Genomic DNA, 15,605 nt, shown 5'->3' with positions numbered 1-15,605 from the left:
TAGCGGTTGACTTAATGTGTGACTCAGTTAGTGACCTACACGTTACTAGTTATGTGACTCAGTTAGTAACTTAGCCGTTAACTTGGCGTGTGACTGACTCAGTGTGTAACTTAGCAGTTGACTTAGTGTGTAACTCAACAAATGACTTTGCATGGGTCATCAGATTAGATGTAGCGGGTGGCCTGACCCTACTATGTCACCTGCCAAAAGTGACGTTTGTCGTAGGTTGGCTTTCATTTGCTGCCCCTTTATGCTGAAGCAATCTGCCAGGACTAAAAAACGCAGAGCAGTGATCCCCCCTTAACGGGAGGATCACTGCTCTGCTATATTTACGGACTTTTTTAACCCAAGGACTCTGTCTCGCGAAAAATCTACTATTAGGAAGAGCTAAGCAATTATCAGCTGATCTTGTAATTCTTCTGCTCTGCTTTTTCAGCTTTCTGGATTCGAAGTCTAAATAGCTTCACTAAATTCTGACGCGTATGCTCTTCGTGACAGCTGTCCAATTTTTTAATGATAAACCGATCGATGGACATGTCAATCGCTCCTTTTAGATCATTCTGGAACTTATAGAGGCAGGAAATTATTTCCTGTTCTCTTGTATCACCTATTAACCTTGTTTTCATTTTTTCAAACTCCTTAAGCGCAAACAAATTTCAAGAACAAAAAAATAATTTACAAACAAAAGATTACATGCTATATTAAATATAGTTAATATTAAATACACACATGCAAGGGAGAAATCATAATGTCTAAAGTTCTATTTATTAAAGCAAACAACCGTCCAGCAGAACAATCCGTAAGTGTTAAGCTGTACAATGAATTCTTGGAGAGCTACAAACTCAACCACCCAGAAGATGAAATCACTGAACTTGATCTGTTCGCAGAGCAACTTCCATACTACGACAATACCCTGATCACTGGTATGTATAAAGCCGCTCAAGGATACGAAGCAACACCTGAGGAAGCAGCTGGTGCCGCTATCGTTAATAAATATCTTAATCAGTTCATCGCTGCAGATAAGGTAGTATTCGGTTTCCCACTGTGGAACATGACTGTACCTGCTGTATTGCACACTTATGTAGATTACCTTTGCCAAGCTGGTAAAACATTCTCTTACACTGCTGAAGGTCCAGTTGGTCTTTTGACAGGTAAAAAAGCAATCGTTCTGAATGCAAGAGGCGGTATCTACTCTGAAGGTCCTGCAGCAAGTGCTGAAATGGCAGTAAACTTCATCGTTGGTAACCTTAACCTGTGGGGAATTAAAGATATTACACAAGTAATCATCGAAGGCCACAACCAACTTCCAGCACAATCCGCTGAAATCATTGAAAACGGATTGCAACTGGCTAAGGAAACTGCTGCATCCTTCTAAACCATAACCGTTTAGATTCAATTCAATAATGAAGGGCGCCCCTTAGCTGTCAAAAGCTAAGGGGCGCCCTTTTTCAATGTCTATGCCGTTATATCAATTCTTTTTAATATTCATCCAGCTCTTTACGCCATCCGTATCCTCTGGTTCTGGATGAACTCACTTTAGTGGAAGCCGCGCTTTTTCTCTTAAGCTTGGCTTCTTTATTATTTTGGTACAATACTTCTCGTTGTGTTTTTCGGTAGTTGAATAGTCTCTTCTCTTCCAGTTCACCTGTTTGGACTGCTTCCAGTACAGCACAGCCCTCTTCGCGTTCATGTCTACAGTTGCTAAACCGGCACTTAGAAGCTAGACCGCTGATATCACTAAACGCTAGATCAAGACCACCTTCATCTTCCCAGAGCTGCAGCTCCCGCATCCCCGGTGTATCTACGATGATCCCCCCATCCGGCAAAACAAACAGTTCACGGTGGGTAGTAGTATGACGTCCGCGGCTATCCCCTTCTCTAACATCCTGCGTAATCTGAAGGTTCTTCCCGCATAGCCAGTTGACCATTGTCGACTTCCCACAACCGGAAGAGCCCGTAAGAGCTACTGTTTGACCCTCACCAATGTAAGGCAGCAGCTTCTCGCGTCCTTCATCTTGTATTGCACTAACAGCATGTACTGATACTCCGGGAGCCGCGCTCTCCATTTCAGCGATTTTACTGTCTGCATCCGGACAAAGATCCGCTTTAGTGAGTAGAATAACTGGATTTGCCCCACTATTCCAAGCCATGATCAGATATCTCTCCATCCGGCGAACATTAAAGTCATCATTCAACGCGCTGACCAGAAATAATGTGTCTACATTGGAGGCAACAATTTGCTCATCTTGTGTATTTCCTGCGACCTTGCGTGAGATCACACTCTGCCGAGGCAATACGCCATGTATGATTCCATGCTCGCCGCCATCTTGCATCGCCAATGCTACCCAGTCTCCAATGGCAGGAAAATCACCCGAGGCTACAAATGTGTGTCTCAGCTTCCCGGCAAGCTCTCCCCACGTCTCTCCTACATCAGTTAACACCTTGTACTTACTGCCAAAGTCACCAACGATTCTCCCGGGAATAAATTGTTTATCCTCTGCATGACTCCACTTTTCATTCCATTTTGTACTCCAGTTTTCATTCCAACCATATTGCTTTATGCTATTCATTCATTTCCTCCTAAAAGATATGTTTATGTTTTTTCTTGCCCCTTGGCGTTTTCCGAGAACACAAAAAGCCGCCGGAAATAAAGACTCCGGCGGCGGTATATAGACATGTGGATTTATTACACCAAATCCAATCTTTCTATACACGCAAAAAAGCCACCGGACCCTATACGGTTCCCGGTGGCTCTAATAAGCGTAATTGAGCTTACCTGCTAAACTGCACGAATCAATTATTCGGCAGCAGCTGTTCCCGGAAGACACGTATCCACAACAGTTGAGTTCATTACATTTAAAACTGTCATAAAACATCGTCTCCTTCCGAAATTTAAGATGCTGTTATCATAATTGGTGCAGCAGTAAAATGTCAACCCCAAATTTTCCAGATTACAAAATAGCCTTTAATTCTTTCAGCTCACGGATCATTTTCCAAGGTTGGATGTCCAGCTGATCATCCCAAGGATGTTTCCTTTGCAGCCATATCCCTTCAAGGCCAGCCTTACCTGCCCCCCAGATATCATTTATCGGATGATCCCCTATAAACAAGGTTTGATCCGCAGAGGCACCCAGCCTGTCTAAAGCTAATTGATAAATCGCAGGATCAGGCTTCGCAATGCCAACTTCTCCAGATATAACAATAGCCTTGAAGTACTCTCGCAGGCCGAGAATATCAATTTTGGTGTTCTGGATTTCTTTTTTACCGTTGGTGACCAGCCCCAAAGTATATCCACGCTCCACGCAATACTCCAGAATCTCCAAAGCATGCTCCATGGCTGCACCATGATTGATGTAGCTCGCATCATAATACGCTCGGATATGTTCAGCCGACACAGGCTTTTCCCAAGGCAGGATCTTACTAAGTTCTAAAAAAAATCCGTCTTTATCACGGTAGCCATCAGCGTCTCTGTGGATCATATCCTCGATCACGGCCTGCGCTTCCGCAGGTTCAAGATGCCCAAGAAAATCCTGCACGAACTGAGTGCTAAAGCTGCGAAATGTATAGTCGCGATCCATTAAAGTATTGTCCAGATCAAATAAAATAGCTTGTACATCCTTCATCAAGCAATTCCCCTTACATGCTGTTAATTTTCAAACCTAACCTACAGAATGTAATTGTACTATGCCTTTAGAGACAAAGAAAAGACTATTCAACAAAAAGGATTTGTGGCTTCCCTTTTACTGAACAGTCTTTGTGAAGATTCATATCTACGTCATTCCTTTACTCGAAATGCTCTGCCCGATGGGTCAGCATCATTTCTTCATCCGTAATATACAACGGAAAAGGAGGTGTTTCTTTTAGATAACTTTCTGTAGATAACAACCGATAATGAACCTCTGGCAACCAGGTGTCTTCAAGCAGTGGTAGCTTGCCTGTATCACTAATATAACTGTCTACAGCAGCCTGAACTAAATCAAGATAATACGGTACTAACTTGTCTTCTTCCTCGAAAATTTCATAGGTCTCTCGAGACATATAGAAATTCCGTTCGGGTATTCCACCCAAATAACGTTTCAGACGACTCATATCGATTCTTTTGTCCTCTAAGATTAATGCTGTTCTATTAATAGGTCCAGGCATATCTTCTTCGAACTTTCGAATCGCCTGTTTCACTTGAGGTAATGTGACGGTTACATGATCTGATTTGGGTTGCTTTTTTGTGCGTTTAAATAACATAACGAAAGTCTCCTTTCTAAATATGTCTCAGATAACGCTTACAATTCCATTTTATTCGAAATTCGAATAATTAATCAGTACATTTCAAATCGACACAGAATGTTAATATTTAAAAGATCATTATTTGACATATTCCCACCGAGTCCATACTTCTCGAGGATTTAGTTCATACTTGTCCTTCTCACGATACATAAACTGATGCATGATGAATTCACGACGAATAGTGGCAAAATCTTCATGAAACTGCTTAATAAACTCATTGATTTCCTTTTCCGTATAAACAACACCTGGCTCTAGCTTCTCAACCATGTATTGAAGCGCTATCAATTTCTTCTTGTATTGTGCGGGAATTTGCCGCAGCCGGCCATCTTTAGAGAAAAAATTACGAATTACAGTATCCTGAAGACTATTCTCAGGCAATTGCTCTTCCATATTCTCAGCTCCTTTCGAAAAAATAAATTGCAGTGAAGCTTCAGCCCCATTATTGATAAACTCCGGATTCAACTTAAAGTAAACTGTATTTTTGTCGCGTCTTTCCTTTATTAGAGCCGCTTCACGTAATTTAGCCGCATGATGAGTGACTGTAGGCTGCGATAAATTCAACTTCTCAGCCAGCGCTTGCCCATGCATTTCTCCTTGGGACAGAAGCAACAATAAGCGAAGACGCGTTGGATCAGCTAAAGCTTTATGATAACTCACGATTTTCTCCAACTGCACTGGGTTCACGCTCCTAGAATTTCACAATACATTGATACATTAGATATATATCTAATTATATAATAATCAACGTTGTTCTTGCAATGGTTATTATACTCAATCTGCTCTTATGGAAAAATTCATGAATTTAGGGTAGGATTTAAAGAAAAGATAGTAACAATCAGGAGGTAACCCGCTTTATGAAAGATGTCATTATTATCGGTGCAGGTCCTTGCGGCCTCTCGGCAGCTATTGAATGCCAACGCCAAGATCTGTCCAGCCTTATCATTGAAAAAAGCTTTATTGTGCACTCCATTTATTTGTATCCAACAAATATGCAATTTTTCAGTACGGCTCAGTTATTAGAAATCGGGGATGTTCCTTTCACTTCGACCAACGACAAGCCTTACCGTCATGAAGCGCTTGTCTATTATCGCCGAGCCGCCGAGCAATATGGTCTAGAGATCGCCGCTTATGAAGAAGCATTATCCATTGAACCGCTTGAAGATGGAACCTTTGCCGTACATACGTCAAATATGCGTGGTGAGCATCAGAAACGTATCACTGCAAATGTAGTTATAGCAACAGGTTATTTTGATCAGCCAAATATGATTGGCATTCCAGGTGAAGAACTACCTAAAGTTACTCATTATTTCGGTGAAGCCCATCCTTACACGGGAATGAAGGTAACTGTAATTGGCGGCAGTAATTCCGCAGTAGATGCAGCACTGGAGCTTATGCGTGTAGGAGCTACGGTAGATATGGTATATCGTGGTGAAAGCATCTCAGAGAATATTAAACCTTGGGTTCGGCCAATCTTTGAAGGCATGGTGCAAAAAGGGAAAATCACTCTGCACTTAGGCTCGCGTGTCACTGAAATTACTGCAAGCTCAGTAATTGTTACGGATCATAAGGGGGACAAGAAAGCATTGGATAATGATTTCGTTCTTGCCTTGACTGGCTTCCGTCCGAGCCGTACCCTCCTCACTTCAGCGGGTGTGATCATGGATGACGACATGGATAAGCCTGCTTTTAACACCTCTACCATGGAAAGTAATGTTCCAGGGTTGTATGTTGCTGGAGTAATCGCCTCCGGCCGCAATGCTAACGAAGTGTTTATTGAGACCGGAAGAGGGCATGGTAAGCTTATTGCAGATCACATTGTGTCAAAAGAAAGTTCTAATCCTAAGGAGTTGAAACATTAAGATGGACATGACCTCTTTGCTTTTGCTTGGACTTGCAGCGCTTGGAATTATCAGCAGCAATTCCCCTGTAACAATAGCAATGGTCGTCCTACTACTGCTAAGAGTACTTGGCTTACAGCAAACTTTTCCTTGGCTAGAAAAATACGGTTTAACCATCGGGATTATCATCCTGACCATCGGGGTCATGACCCCATTAGCCAGCGGCAAAATATCGCTGCAGACAGTCGGTCAATCCTTCTTGCACTGGAAGTCCTTGCTTGCTATCGCTATTGGCATTCTCGTCGCTTTTCTTGGAGGCCGCGGTGCTACGCTCATGACCAACCAACCCACAGTTGTTGCAGGTCTGCTGATTGGCACGGTGATTGGGGTTGCGTTATTTAAAGGCGTTCCGGTCGGACCGCTGATCGCAGCCGGCATTTTATCACTTATGATCGGCAAAATGTAATAGAACAGCACAAAAAAGACCGCTTTTGGCGGTCTTTTTTATTGTGCCTTTTATAGAAGCCACTACATCACTATTCCTCCACCTGAGAAATGGACTGCGGAATTTGCTGCACCGCTCTTTTTTCAACGACTAATAAATCTTCAACGCCATACTCTGTCTTAATTTTCTGCAACTGCTTCAAAGCCTCTTCTTCTGTATTAAAATATCCTGCTTCCACGAGATATAAGCCCTTCTCATCCTTTAACATCCGCACATCCTCTAACCCATATAACATTTCTTCAGCCATACCCAGCGCCTCACCAGAAGGCTGTGAGACCGTTCTTAACGAATATACAGAGCCCCCTTTTACTTCGTCTCCTTTCTCTTTTAACGTAATCACTACCTGTGCTGGCTCTTTATATTCCTTTACCTCATAAGCAACCGAGTCCGTAAGCGTGACATTGAACCGAATAGCCGAATCATCTAGCGTAATTAGTGGATAAGCATCCTGGACATATCGGCTTTGTTTTAATGTCTCCAGATCTTTGACTGCTGAGAATTTTCTCGCCCCACTTACTGTAATCGTCATTGTTGCCGGATTTTCCGTAAACTTTACGTTATATGAGCTTGCTAACTGTTGTGTTTCATCTGGATTTGCAAAATTCAAAATCAATTGATCGCTATTCTTCAATTGTTTCACCGAAATAAAGTTCACATCTACTCCATCCTGAATGGTTCCACCACCTGCACTTCCTTCCGTAAATTGCAGAACACTGACCAGCTTACCTAGAACCGGTATTTGATCCATACTACTCGCAAAAGCAGGAACCGTATTTACACCCACCGTAAAAGAAATCAATACAGCCGCAGCTACTGATCCTGTCCATTTCAAGGCACGTTTTGAAGAACTATTTTTCTGTTTATAGATTTTCCCTCTTTCAATTCCTTTACGAGAAGCGAATGATAGTTCTTTAGGAATTTCAATCTCATTATAGGCTTGCTGTAGACGTTCTAGTTGCTTATCCAAAGTACTCACTCTCCTCCATACTTATTTTTAATTTTTCCAAACCTCTATAAATAACGGTTTTGACACTGCTCAGGGGCATATCGAGAACTTCTGCAATTTCCTTTATGGGCAAGTCCTCCAAATATCTCATCACAATCACCATTCTTGATTTTTCATCAAGGCCGCTGAGCGCTTCATGCAAGTCCATAACTTCTTCCCTAGATTTCGGAGCATAGCTGCCTCCCAGCTCTTGATCTATATACACGATTTTTTTAGATTTACGGATAAAGTCCAGCGCACAGTTGACAGCGATCTTGGTGAGCCAAGTTTTAAAATATTGCGGTTGCTTCAATTTATGAATGGAGATATAGGCTTTGAAGACGGTCTCCTGCACAATCTCCAGTGCATCCTCTTGATTCCGCACATAGGAGTAGGCCATTCGGTATAAACGCTCCTGCATGCCGTCAATAAGCGCAGTAAAGCTGTCTTCATCACCTGCTATCGCCTTTTCCTCAAGCGTGGTTTTATTCACGTTCCTCACTTCCTTTCATGATGATTATAAGCTTTAGACGCACATGATCTCCGAAAAGACTCAGATTCCGTTTAGAATTTTTGCCATAGTATAAGTTACTGTGTGCCGCCACCCTGATTGGAATTCAAAAAAAGTGGCCTTCTCTTTCGAGAGGACCACTAAGGTGTTCAAGTATTTTCCCAAAAAAATATTAAGCGTCTAAATGCTGTACGTTAAATAATCGCGCATAACTACCCTCTATCGCCATCAGCTGTTCATGCGTACCCCGTTCAGTAATTTCACCATTCTCAAGTACGACAATCTGATCCGCATGTGTAATCGTTGACAGTCTATGCGCTACAATTAGTGTAGTACGTTCCGAAGAAAGAGACTGCAGCGCTTGTTGAATTAAATGCTCCGATTCCAGATCCAGCGCCGAAGTAGCTTCGTCTAATATAAGAACCTTCGGATCCTTGAGAAATACCCTTGCGATAGCAACCCGCTGCTTCTGTCCTCCGGATAGCTTAACACCACGTTCTCCCACTTCTGTCTCATAACCCAGTGGCAGCTGCTCAATAAAATCATGCGCATTGGCAGCTTTTGCTGCTGAAATGACCTCTTCTTCCGTGGCATTAGGATTACCGAACAAAATATTCTCACGCACAGATCCGCTGAATAAGAAATTATCTTGCAGGACCATGCCGACAGACCTACGCAAGCTTTCCTGTGTTAATTCCTGTATATCATAACCATCCATTTGAAGGCTGCCTTTACTGATGTCATAGAATCTCGGGATCAAGCTTATAAGGGAGGACTTTCCTCCACCGCTCATTCCGACGAACGCAATGGTCTGTCCGGGCTGAATACTCAGATTAATATCTTTTAAGACCCAATCATTCTCTTCGTTATATTTAAACCATACATTCTCAAAAGCAATCTCACCACGTGAATCCTTTAGCACTTTTGCTCCCGGCTTGTCTACAATATCATAAGGCTCATTCAGCAGCTCAAGCACCCGTTCAAGAGAAGCAGAGGCTTGCGTAAGCACCGTCGAGGAATTAATCAATCTCCGCAGCGGGGAATACATCCGGTCCAGATAGCCAAAGAAAGCTACAAAGGTACCTACTGTCAAATTGCCATGAATGACCTGATAACCACCATATCCGATGACCAAAAGAGGTGCTATATCCGTTAATGTATTAATAATTGCGAAGGTCATAGCATTCCAGCGGGTTTGCGCCATCGCTTTTTTAAGAAAGTTACCGTTGATGTCCTCAAACTGCTTCTGATCCACTTTTTCCATCGTAAAGCTGCGGATGATTGATATCCCTTGAATCCGTTCATGGAGATAACCTTGAATGCCAGCCAGAGCTTGGGAACGATCTTTCGTTAACAGCTTAAGCCGCTTATACAATTTGTTAACTGCAATTGCGTAAAAAGGTAATACCGAGATAGACACGAGCGCCAGCACCGGATTTAAATAAAACATAAATCCCAAAGCAAAAACTAGTGTGAACGTGTCGAGCCATACATTCATCATGCCGACTTCGACCAAATTTTTGGTCTGCTCAACATCGTTAATAAATCTGGAGATGGCTTCTCCCACCTTGGTATTCTGATAATACCGCAGTGACAGCCGCTGTAAATGACTGTAAAGCTTATTTCGCATATCGAACAACACTTTACTTGTGATAAGCTGAGCAAAGTATTGGCGATAATACTCTACGGGCCCTCTTACGATAACAAATAAAATTAAGGCACCACCCAAAATAAGCATCAAATGTGATACCCGTTCCTCAATCCCCATGCTCGGGTTCATTAGGAGGTCATCGACCACGTATTTCAGAATCATTGGCAGTGTTAGCGGAATACTGAATTTGATCATGCCGATAAACAGCGTAAACACAATCAATTTCATATAAGGTCGTACAAAAGTAAAATATGATTTCCATTGCTTCACAGGAATATTCTGTCCCTTCTCTTTAGTGAGTTGCTAAGTACAGTTGACTTTTGCTCTCTACAGTGTTTTTATAATTTTAGATCATAAGTACAATTGCAGTACCGAACTTCAGGAGGATAACGATGTCTAGACAATTTGTGACGGAAGCCGTCATGATGGCGATTTACGGCCAGCTTCTCGTATCGAGCAGCCCTGTAGAATATATAGTGCCTTATACTACCGTGATGGAACTATACGAACTGCGAGACAGCGATGATCCGTTGATGAACCGTCCGGACGACGACAAGCATGTTAAGTTGAAGATAAGTGAGCTCATTGCTTATTTTGAAGAACCGCTCAACGCGAAGAAGATCAACCGCTGTTTAGCTGTGCCTTGGGCGAAAAGCTCAGGTATTCTCCTTGGCGGGCAATCCAAAATCACCATCATTAACAGTATGGATACCGCTGTCTACGGTGAGATGTTCGATCCCATCGAAACAGAGCTTCTGCTGTCCTCACAACGTGAGAAAGTACCTATCCTAACGGATCAATTTGAATTGATTCAACGGATCATCGAGGGTGGAGTTCCAGTTCAGGTGTACGATATTGACGACTTCGACTTCGCTCTGGAGGAAGAAACCTCTCGCAATTTGCACTGATAACACCTATGTATTTCCAACTGGAATACCCTCATTTTAAAGACAGCATTTGAAAAGCCCCTGCCTTTTGGCAAGGGCTTTTCCTGATTAAAATAAACAATCATTAAGACAACTATACCTGCACTTCGCCGGATACCGGCTTTGGTTCGTACTTATATTCAATGTCATCCTCTGACTCAGAGTATACGATAGATAGGTCATAACCTTCCATATACCATAAGTCCTGCTCCTCCATATAGAACACAATATCATCCTGTTTGACCTGAATAGCTGGACGCCCAGGTGCTTCTGTAGCAATGCCCAGCGAAAAACCGGGGTGAAGTCCACCTCCCGAGCTATAACGGGGAAATAAACGAATATAGTCTCCATTCTTAAGGTCCAATTCTCTCTTAAACCAAGCTGCCGCTGCTTGACTAATTTCCATGTTCATTTCTCTCAGCTCCTTTGTATATTCTAATCATAACGAAAATAAGTCGATATTCAAACAACTTTATGCAATTAATGATTTCCCAATCCATTTAAAATTAAGTTTGACAAATTCGCGAACCGGATGATAAACTCTGAACATAACTAAACGTCTTCTAGTTATTACCAAATTAATGAAAGGGGTGAGCGCGGTGTTTACGAAGTTACAGCCATATTATTTTACTATTGTTGGAATTTTTACTCAACCGAATACCGAAGCAGCCCAAGTGATTAAGCCATCCTGAAGTTTTTGCGAGTCTTATGGACCGTATAACTTTAGTTCTTGAAGGTCTCTCACATGCTTGGTGCTGTAACGCACCGTGCGCATGATAGCTGTAAATTACAGGCATATCGTCCGTTTTCGGATGATATGCCTTTTTTGTTTGCTGAAGAGATAATCACTTGCGCTTTTATCAGCATCACAAGCAATCATTACAACCTGAAAGGAAGGGATTTACTTGTTCTCTGTTCTTCGCGATCTCGGCTGGTTTTTTCGCCGAGAAAAAAGGCGTTACCTGATTGGACTCATATTACTCATAGGTGTGGGCGTTCTTGAATTACTCCCTCCACGTCTGCTAGGCAATGCCATTGACGACATAGTACGCGGTTCGATTACTACAGCTTCGCTTGCCAAATATATCGGCATGATATTCATTTTGCTGCTAGTTATTTATTGGATTACCTACATATGGATGCACAAACTTTTCGGAGGTTCCAACCTTGTTGAGCGCCTGCTGCGCTCCCGATTTATGAATCATCTTATGACTATGACACCTTCGTTCTTCGAAAAAAATAGAACTGGTGACCTCATGGCCCGGGCAACCAATGATATCAGAGCCGTCTCAGCTACCGTAGGATTCGGGATGCTTACACTGGTGGATTCTACAATCTACCTCACGGTTGTGCTGTTTGCGATGGGCTTTCTCGTGAGTTGGAAATTGACCCTTGCAGCAGTATTACCATTACCCCTAATTGCAATAGCTATGATTTTTTATGGTAAAGCTATTCATGATCGGTACAGCTTAGCGCAGGATGCATTCGGAGATATGAATGACCAAGTGCTCGAATCTGTCTCTGGTGTGCGCGTAATCCGTGCTTATGTCCAAGAGCGTCTTGATGAAAAACGTTTCTCGGATATTACTGAAGATGTTTACAACAAAAATATGGCCGTAGCTCGTGTCGATGCTTTCTTCGAACCAACCATCCGCTTCTGCGTCGGACTCAGCTACATTATTGGTCTTACTTATGGGATATACCTTGTATTCCGCAATCAGATCACACTGGGTGATCTAGTCTCCTTTAATATGTACCTCGGTATGATTGTATGGCCGATGTTCGCTATTGGAGAATTGATCAACATTATGCAGCGTGGTGGAGCTTCCCTCGAACGTATCGACGAGACGTTAAACTCCAAACCCGATGTTCAAAATGCTGCCCATCCCGTTCAAGTTCCCCACCCTACTCGAATCGAGCTTAACGATGTGACTTTCCGTTATCCTTCTTCGACGATAGACAATCTAACCCATGTCAACCTAACCCTGAACCAAGGGCAGACATTAGGTGTAGTCGGGCGTACAGGAAGCGGGAAATCTACACTGCTCAAACAATTGCTCCGCGAATATCCGACAGGTAATGGAGAAATCCTTATCTCTGGCGTGCCTATTCAACAGATTTCCCTGGATCAGCTGCATAGCTGGATGGGTTATGTTCCACAAGAGCAAATCCTTTTCTCCAAATCCGTTCGGCAAAACATTCAGTTTGGTCTAGACAACGCCGATGACGATACGATTATGCAAGCCATTACAGCTGCCGCTTTCCAGAACGACCTGGGCACATTGTCCGATGGTCTGGATACTCTAGTGGGTGAACGTGGTGTATCTCTCTCCGGTGGACAAAAGCAACGTGTCTCTCTGTCCAGAGCTTTTATCGCTAATCCTGATATTCTTATTCTGGACGATGCCTTATCAGCCGTTGACGCTCGTACGGAAGCTCAGATTATCGACAATATCCGGAATGAACGTGCCGGAAAAACCACATTAATCTCTACTCACCGTCTTTCTGCCGTCCAACATGCCGACATGATTGTTGTACTGGATAACGGACAAATCGTTGAGCGAGGTACACATCAGGAACTATTGGATTTGAATGGCTGGTACCGTGAACAATATGATCGGCAGCAAGTCGAAAATAACTTATCAAATGATTAAACTATAACCATAAATAAACGAGCTACGACTACGCAAAACATTTTAGGAGGTGTCACGGTTGACACAAAGTACAGGCAAACGCCTGCTGGAATATGCATTGACCGCAAAGAAAACCTTTATCGCAGCCCTTCTGCTGCTTTCAATCGGGGTAGCGGCAGAGCTGGCAGGTCCATTTATAGCCAAAAGCATGATCGACAATCACATGCTGGCCATCGAGAAGCCCTATTTCAGCACCACGTCTCCCGATAAGGCGGCTGAATATAACAATAATTTATACAAACGCGGCGATCGCTTTGAGCCTGGTGAAACTAAAGGCCAAGAAATTCGTGTTCTTCAAGCAGGGAGAAGTTTCTATTTTATTAACGAAGCTGTAACACAGCCTGACGGTGAACGAAAGTTCATCGATGGAGAGATGCATATCACCCGTGGTGATAACGAAGTTATCTATCCCGCGGTTAAGCTGTCGGCCGATGAGCTGTTCGCTTTTTACAAACCCGAGCTTCCTGGAATCTATCAGTTGGTCGGAATGTATGCTATTTTTCTTGTAATCTCCATCTTTGCTGAATTCGGAAAAACCTATTGGCTGCAATCTTCGGCGAATCAGGTAATCCGGAAGCTGCGGACAGATGTATACGCGCATATCCAGCGACTACCCGTTCATTTTTTTGACAATTTGCCTGCTGGTAAGGTAGTGTCGCGGGTTACAAATGATACCGAGGCGATTAAGGATCTATTCATTGCCGTCCTCTCCAATTTCAGCACCGGTATTATCAATATAACTGGCGTATATATCGCTCTGTTCTTACTTGATGTCCGTCTGGGTCTGATCAGCTTGTTCATTGTACCTATTCTTGTGTTATGGATCGTGCTCTATCGCAAAATTGCGACCAAATACAATACGATCATTCGCTCACGTCTAAGTGAAATTAACGCCATTATTAATGAATCGATTCAGGGGATGTCAATCGTCCGGATATTCCGCCGTCAGAAGCAGCTTAGTGCAGAATTTGAGAACCTGAACGATGATTACTTGAAATATCAGAATAAAATGTTAAATCTGAATGCTTTCACGTCCCACAATCTGGTGAACTCACTTCGCAGTCTCTCTTTTGTGATGGTGCTTTGGTATTTCGGACATGGCAGTATTACTGGTTCAACCTTTGTATCCTTAGGCGTTCTGTATGCCTTTGTCGATGTGCTCGGACGTTTGTTCCAGCCTATCACAGGCATGGTGAACCAGTTGGCGAACCTGGATACTTCTATGGTATCTGCAGGACGTGTGTTTACGCTTATGGATGAACCTGGAGAGAATGTTACGGACGGCTCCATGCCACGCTACAAAGGGAAAGTGGAATTTAAGAATGTATCTTTTGCTTATAAAAAAGACTACGTCCTGCGCGATATCTCCTTTGAAGCACGCCCGGGTGAAACTGTCGCTCTTGTAGGTCATACGGGTTCCGGCAAAAGCTCAATCATCAATCTGCTGTTCCGGTTCTATGATCCACAAAAAGGCGATATTACGATTGACGGTCAAAAGGTTACGGATATTCCGAAGCAGTGGCTGCGGAATCACATGGGCATCGTGCTGCAGGATCCGTACCTCTTCACGGGCACCATTGCTTCGAACGTCAGCCTAGGGGATGAACGAATTTCCCGTGAACGGGTAGAACGTGCTTTGCGTGAGGTTGGTGCGGATAAGTTACTCGCTCATCTTCCACAAGGATTTGATGAACCTGTCATCGAAAAAGGAAGTACTTTATCTGCGGGTCAGCGGCAATTGATTTCTTTTGCGAGAGCTCTCTCCTTTGACCCAGCTATTCTCATTCTAGATGAAGCTACCTCCAACATCGATACAGAAACGGAAAGCGTCATTCAGGATGCGCTGGAAGTTCTCAAAAAAGGACGCACCACTTTCATCATCGCTCACCGCTTATCCACGATTCGCAGTGCAGATCAGATTCTAGTCCTGCATCACGGAGAGATCGTAGAACGCGGCAGCCATGATGAACTGATGGCGCTTGGCGGAAGATACTTCCGTATGTACCAGCTGCAAGTAGGTGCTGCTGCTAACAGCTCTGACGATAACGCTGGCGCAAGCAACCGTCCAGCACTCGGAAACTTGCAACCCTCTCTTGAGAAAATGTAATTTACAACCCTGAGTCACTTCATTGTGATTCAGGGTTTTTTCCTGCTTGATCTTAGAACAGATGTTCTGTATTATGGAAATTAATACATAACCTTGGAGGAGCAAACG

15 protein-coding genes are annotated in these 15,605 nt (G+C 43.2%); 6 read left to right on the top strand and 9 right to left on the bottom strand.

Features of this window, described 5'->3' with window-relative positions; translation table 11 throughout:
• Window positions 1-398: 398 nt before the first annotated feature.
• Window positions 399-626, bottom strand: coding sequence for a hypothetical protein (locus MHH63_RS10430; RefSeq protein ID WP_038571602.1), 228 nt, complete (start codon window positions 624-626; stop codon window positions 399-401).
• Window positions 627-748: 122 nt separating this feature from the next.
• Here MHH63_RS10430 and MHH63_RS10425 point away from each other — a divergent pair, with 122 nt between their 5' ends.
• The gene (locus MHH63_RS10425; RefSeq protein ID WP_076128352.1) at window positions 749-1,375 is read left to right on the top strand and encodes an FMN-dependent NADH-azoreductase; all 627 of its coding nucleotides are present in this window, start codon (window positions 749-751) and stop codon (window positions 1,373-1,375) included.
• Between the two features lie 103 nt (window positions 1,376-1,478).
• Here the strand turns inward: MHH63_RS10425 and rsgA are convergent, their stop codons facing one another.
• The 4 genes from rsgA to MHH63_RS10405 form a co-directional block, all read right to left on the bottom strand.
• Window positions 1,479-2,570, bottom strand: a complete 1,092-nt coding sequence (rsgA, locus tag MHH63_RS10420; RefSeq protein WP_076133795.1) for a ribosome small subunit-dependent GTPase A — start codon at window positions 2,568-2,570, stop codon at window positions 1,479-1,481.
• A 381-nt stretch (window positions 2,571-2,951) separates the two neighbouring features.
• Window positions 2,952-3,623: an HAD family hydrolase gene (locus tag MHH63_RS10415; protein WP_341171471.1), complete on the bottom strand. Its 672-nt coding sequence runs from the start codon at window positions 3,621-3,623 to the stop codon at window positions 2,952-2,954.
• Window positions 3,624-3,783: 160 nt separating this feature from the next.
• Window positions 3,784-4,239, bottom strand: a complete 456-nt coding sequence (locus MHH63_RS10410; protein WP_036688004.1) for a DUF3939 domain-containing protein — start codon at window positions 4,237-4,239, stop codon at window positions 3,784-3,786.
• A 120-nt stretch (window positions 4,240-4,359) separates the two neighbouring features.
• A complete protein-coding gene (locus MHH63_RS10405; RefSeq protein ID WP_036688006.1) occupies window positions 4,360-4,956 on the bottom strand; it encodes a DUF2087 domain-containing protein in 597 nt (198 codons plus the stop codon).
• A 179-nt stretch (window positions 4,957-5,135) separates the two neighbouring features.
• Between MHH63_RS10405 and MHH63_RS10400 the strand changes: the two genes are divergently transcribed.
• Window positions 5,136-6,140, top strand: coding sequence for a YpdA family putative bacillithiol disulfide reductase (locus tag MHH63_RS10400; protein ID WP_341171470.1), 1,005 nt, complete (start codon window positions 5,136-5,138; stop codon window positions 6,138-6,140).
• A 1-nt stretch (window position 6,141) separates the two neighbouring features.
• Complete coding sequence (locus MHH63_RS10395) at window positions 6,142-6,585, top strand: DUF441 domain-containing protein (protein WP_036688009.1); 444 nt, start codon at window positions 6,142-6,144, stop codon at window positions 6,583-6,585.
• Window positions 6,586-6,655: 70 nt separating this feature from the next.
• Here MHH63_RS10395 and MHH63_RS10390 read toward each other — a convergent pair whose 3' ends face one another.
• The 3 genes from MHH63_RS10390 to MHH63_RS10380 all read right to left on the bottom strand — a co-directional run bounded on the left by MHH63_RS10390 (window position 6,656) and on the right by MHH63_RS10380 (window position 10,041).
• A complete protein-coding gene (locus tag MHH63_RS10390) occupies window positions 6,656-7,591 on the bottom strand; it encodes a DUF4179 domain-containing protein (RefSeq protein WP_076128342.1) in 936 nt (311 codons plus the stop codon).
• Window positions 7,584-8,102, bottom strand: a complete 519-nt coding sequence (locus MHH63_RS10385; RefSeq protein WP_076128340.1) for a sigma-70 family RNA polymerase sigma factor — start codon at window positions 8,100-8,102, stop codon at window positions 7,584-7,586. Before MHH63_RS10385 ends, MHH63_RS10390 begins: the two co-directional genes overlap by 8 nt.
• A 190-nt stretch (window positions 8,103-8,292) precedes the next feature.
• Window positions 8,293-10,041 (bottom strand): ABC transporter ATP-binding protein, encoded by a 1,749-nt coding sequence (locus MHH63_RS10380; protein ID WP_076128337.1) that lies wholly within the window; start codon window positions 10,039-10,041, stop codon window positions 8,293-8,295.
• 122 nt (window positions 10,042-10,163) lie between these two features.
• Between MHH63_RS10380 and MHH63_RS10375 the strand changes: the two genes are divergently transcribed.
• Window positions 10,164-10,679: a hypothetical protein gene (locus tag MHH63_RS10375; protein WP_038571616.1), complete on the top strand. Its 516-nt coding sequence runs from the start codon at window positions 10,164-10,166 to the stop codon at window positions 10,677-10,679.
• 112 nt (window positions 10,680-10,791) lie between these two features.
• On the opposite strand, the gene MHH63_RS10370 is transcribed toward MHH63_RS10375, so the two are convergent.
• Window positions 10,792-11,109 carry a HesB/YadR/YfhF family protein gene (locus MHH63_RS10370; RefSeq protein WP_036688019.1) on the bottom strand — a complete coding sequence of 106 codons (318 nt, stop codon included), beginning with the start codon at window positions 11,107-11,109 and terminating at the stop codon, window positions 10,792-10,794.
• A 493-nt stretch (window positions 11,110-11,602) separates the two neighbouring features.
• On the opposite strand from MHH63_RS10370, the gene MHH63_RS10365 reads away from it, so the two are divergent.
• Window positions 11,603-13,351 (top strand): ABC transporter ATP-binding protein, encoded by a 1,749-nt coding sequence (locus MHH63_RS10365; protein ID WP_076184456.1) that lies wholly within the window; start codon window positions 11,603-11,605, stop codon window positions 13,349-13,351.
• Between the two features lie 58 nt (window positions 13,352-13,409).
• The gene (locus MHH63_RS10360) at window positions 13,410-15,497 is read left to right on the top strand and encodes an ABC transporter ATP-binding protein (protein ID WP_076184457.1); all 2,088 of its coding nucleotides are present in this window, start codon (window positions 13,410-13,412) and stop codon (window positions 15,495-15,497) included.
• The last annotated feature ends 108 nt before the right edge of the window (window positions 15,498-15,605 follow it).

It is taken from the genome of Paenibacillus sp. FSL H3-0310, from assembly GCF_038002785.1.
Classification (GTDB): Bacteria; Bacillota; Bacilli; order Paenibacillales; family Paenibacillaceae; genus Paenibacillus_AQ; species Paenibacillus_AQ odorifer.
This window is presented reverse-complemented; position numbering and strand designations above follow the sequence as displayed.